The 3,421-nt window shown below is 68.2% G+C and carries 4 protein-coding genes; 3 read left to right on the top strand and 1 reads right to left on the bottom strand.

Going from position 1 to position 3,421, the window contains the following annotated elements; all coding sequences use genetic code 11:
- From QMX80_RS18815 to QMX80_RS18805, 3 genes are all read left to right on the top strand, one after another.
- Nucleotides 1-1,008 (top strand): UDP-glucose/GDP-mannose dehydrogenase family protein (locus tag QMX80_RS18815; RefSeq protein ID WP_282278698.1); only part of this gene is annotated, 1,008 nt, incomplete at its 5' end.
- The gene (locus QMX80_RS18810; protein WP_055764820.1) at nucleotides 1,001-1,243 is read left to right on the top strand and encodes a SlyX family protein; all 243 of its coding nucleotides are present in this window, start codon (nucleotides 1,001-1,003) and stop codon (nucleotides 1,241-1,243) included. The genes QMX80_RS18815 and QMX80_RS18810, both read left to right, overlap by 8 nt.
- 17 nt (nucleotides 1,244-1,260) lie before the next feature.
- A complete protein-coding gene (locus tag QMX80_RS18805) occupies nucleotides 1,261-1,917 on the top strand; it encodes a DUF2058 family protein (protein ID WP_055764822.1) in 657 nt (218 codons plus the stop codon).
- 135 nt (nucleotides 1,918-2,052) lie between these two features.
- Here QMX80_RS18805 and QMX80_RS18800 read toward each other — a convergent pair whose 3' ends face one another.
- Nucleotides 2,053-3,234 carry an MFS transporter gene (locus QMX80_RS18800; RefSeq protein ID WP_282278697.1) on the bottom strand — a complete coding sequence of 394 codons (1,182 nt, stop codon included), beginning with the start codon at nucleotides 3,232-3,234 and terminating at the stop codon, nucleotides 2,053-2,055.
- Between the last annotated feature and the right edge of the window lie 187 nt (nucleotides 3,235-3,421).

Raw genomic sequence — 3,421 nt, 5'->3', positions numbered from 1 at the left:
GTGGTGGTCAACAAGTCGACGGTGCCGGTGGGCACCGCCGACAAGGTGCGCGCGGCGATCGCCGAGGAGCTGGCCGCGCGCGGCGTGGAGATCGCCTTCGAGGTGGTCTCCAACCCCGAGTTCCTCAAGGAAGGCGATGCGGTGGCCGACTGCATGCGCCCGGACCGCATCATCATCGGCGCAGCCAGCGAGGAACCGGTGGCGGTGATGCGCCGCCTGTACGCGCCGTTCAACCGCAACCACGACCGCGTGGTGGAAATGGACGTGCGTTCGGCAGAGCTGACCAAGTACGCCGCCAATGCGATGCTGGCGACCAAGATTTCGTTCATGAACGAAATCGCCAACATCGCCGAGCGTGTCGGCGCCGACATCGAGCAGGTCCGCCAGGGCATCGGTTCGGACCCGCGCATCGGCTGGCACTTCATCTACCCCGGCGCCGGCTACGGCGGCTCGTGCTTCCCCAAGGACGTGCAGGCGCTGGCCCGCACCGCCCTGCAGCACGGCCACACCCCGCGCCTGCTCGACGCCGTGGAAGCGGTGAACGAGGCGCAGAAGGGGCACCTGTTCGAACTGGTCCAGCGCCACTACGACCGTGGCGAGGACGAGGGCGTGCGCGGCAAGACCTTCGCCGTGTGGGGGCTGGCCTTCAAGCCCAATACCGACGACATGCGCGAAGCCTCCAGTCGCCGCCTGCTGGCGCAGCTGTGGGAAGCCGGCGCGCGGGTGCGCGCCTACGATCCGGAAGCGATGCACGAGGCGCGCCGCATCTTCGGCGAGCGCAGCGACCTGGTGTTCTGCGAATCGGCGTTCGATGCGCTGGAAGGCGCCGACGCGCTGGTCGTGGTCACCGAGTGGAAGCAGTTCCGCAGCCCCGATTTCGCGCGCATCCGCCAGGCCCTGGGCGATGCGGTGGTGTTCGACGGCCGCAACCTGTACGACCCGGGCGAGATCGAGGCGGCCGGACTGGCTTATTACGGCATCGGCCGGGGGCGTTCCCTGCATGTCTGACCTGCTGCCGAGCGCCCGCGAACAGGCCCTGGAAGAACGCCTGGTGGAACTTGAAATGCGCGTGTCCTTCCAGGAGCACGCGCTGGCCGAGCTGAGCGAGGCCCTGGCCGACGCGCGCATGCAGGGCAGCCGCAACGCCGACGTGCTGCGCGTGCTGCTCGAGGACCTGGGCAAGGTCCGCAATGCGCTCAACGCCTCCGACCCGGCGAACGAACCGCCGCCCCCGCACTACTGATACGACGTACCGCAAGCATGAGCGACACTCTCCGCGATCAGCTCCTCGGGCTGGGCTTCAAGCCCGCGCCCAAACCGGAGCGCAAGCCCGAAACCCGCCGCGACGGCCGCCCGCAGGGCAAGCCGGGGCAGGCCCGTCCGCAGGCCGGCAACAAACCCGGCAACAAGCCCGGCCATGCCGGCAAGCCCGCGCACGGCAACAAGCCCGCGCATGCTGGCCCGCAGGGCCCGCGCAAGCCACGCTCGCAGGAAGACATCGACCTGGCCAAGGCCTATGCGATCCGCGCGCAGAGGGAGAAGGACGAGCGCATCGAGGCCGAGCGCCAGAAGCAGGAAGAAGCGCGCCTGCGCCGCGAGGCGAAGGCCAGGCTGGACGAACTGCTCAAGGACAAGGCTCTGAACGTCGCCGACGCCGACATCGCCCGCCACTTTCCGTATGGCGGCAAGATCAAGCGCATCTACGTCACCGCCGACCAGCTCAAGGCGCTCAATGCCGGGCAACTGGGCGTGCTGCAGCAGAACGGGCGCTACCTGCTGGTGACGGCCGAACTGCTGGCCGAGGCGGAGGCGGTCTTCGCCCCGGCCGTGGCGCTGAAGATCGATCCCGACGCACCTGCCGAGGCCGATCCCTACGCCGACCCGATGTACCAGGTGCCGGACGATCTGGTCTGGTAGGGAGAAGCGGGGAACAAGCAACGAATGGCGGGCGGAAGCAGCAAGGCTGCTGATGTCCTCGCAAAGCCCAACGCCGTCATTCCCGCCTGCGCGGGAATGACGGCTTTTTACTTTTTCGCCCTTGCTCGTTCCGCTTCACTGTTTCCTTGCTTTCCGCCTTTCCGGCACGAAACAAAACGCAATCACCGCTCCGGCCAGGGCGAAACAGCCGCCGGCGATGAAGGCGGCCCGGCCGTCGCCGAAACGCCACAGCTGCCCGGCGATCAGCGCGCCGAGCACGCCGCCCAGTCCCGACGAGAACCCATAGAACAGCCCCTGGCCGTGCCCATTGAGGTTGCCGGGGAAATAGCGCGCCAGCAGCTGCATCGCCGAGGCGAAGAATGCGGCGAAGCCCAGGCAGTGGGTGGCCTGGGCCACCAGCATCACCGGGATGTTTTCCGGCCACAGGGCGGTGGCCCACCAGCGCAGCGCGGCGCTGGCCATGGAGATGATCAGCAGCCAGCTGGCGTCCCAGCGCTTGAAGAAGCCGGCGATCAGGAAGAACACCGCCACCTCGAACACCACGCCCACGGTCCACATCAGGCCCAGCAGCGAGGTGCTGTAGCCGTGCTGGTCCATGTACAGCGAGAAGAACGTGTAGTACGGCCCGAACGAGAGCTGCTCGAGGAAGGCGGCGATGAAGAACGCCAGCACCGGCGGCCGCCGCACGATCGCCCAGAAGCCCTGCACGTGCGCGGCATGGGTGCCGACATGGCGCGCATAGCGGTTGAGGAAGGAAGCGCCGCTCATCAGCACGAACAGCGGCAGCATCAGCCACGGCAGCAGGCCGGCGCCGTGCCGCTCGATCACCCAGCCGAACGAGGTCACCACTGCGATGAAGCCCAGCGAACCCCATACCCGGATCATGCCGTAGCGATGGCTGTCGCTGCCCAGGTGGGTGAGGGTGATGGATTCGAACTGCGGCATCACCGCGTTGTAGAAGAAGCAGAAGCCGACCATCACCGCATACAGCGTCCATTGCGGCTGCGGCAGCAGGAAGCCGGCGAAGCTGGCGACGGTCAGCACGCAGCCGATGCGCAGCCAGCGGATCGGGCGCGGCGATACCGCCGCCAGCGAGGTCCAGGTGCTGGGCGCGACCACGCGGGTCGCATACCACAGGCTCATCATCACGCTGATCGCGGTCACGCCCATGCCGCGCGACTGCAGGTACAGGCTCCAGTACGGCGTGAACGCGCCCAGGGCGGCGTAGTAGAAGAAATAGAAGCTGGACAACCGGGCGACGGGGACCGGCGGTTGCGGTGTGGTTGGGGAAGTCATGGGGAGCGCACGGAGCGCAGAAGCGGGGGCGCATATTGTGCCCGGTGCGTTCCATCAAGGAAGGCACCGCGATCTTGTAGAGCGGGGCAGCGCCCCGCTGGAGCTGTACCGGGAATGCCCTCGCCCGGGGGGGGCCCGCGGGGCACCGCCCGGCCCCCCGGTTTTGGGGGGGCACCCCCCCCCGGGG

The sequence above is a fragment of the Stenotrophomonas sp. PS02297 genome (assembly GCF_029959705.1).
Lineage (GTDB): Bacteria > Pseudomonadota > Gammaproteobacteria > Xanthomonadales > Xanthomonadaceae > Stenotrophomonas > Stenotrophomonas nitritireducens.
The sequence above is the reverse complement of the archived record's forward strand: the minus strand, read 5'-3'. Positions and strand labels throughout refer to the sequence as shown.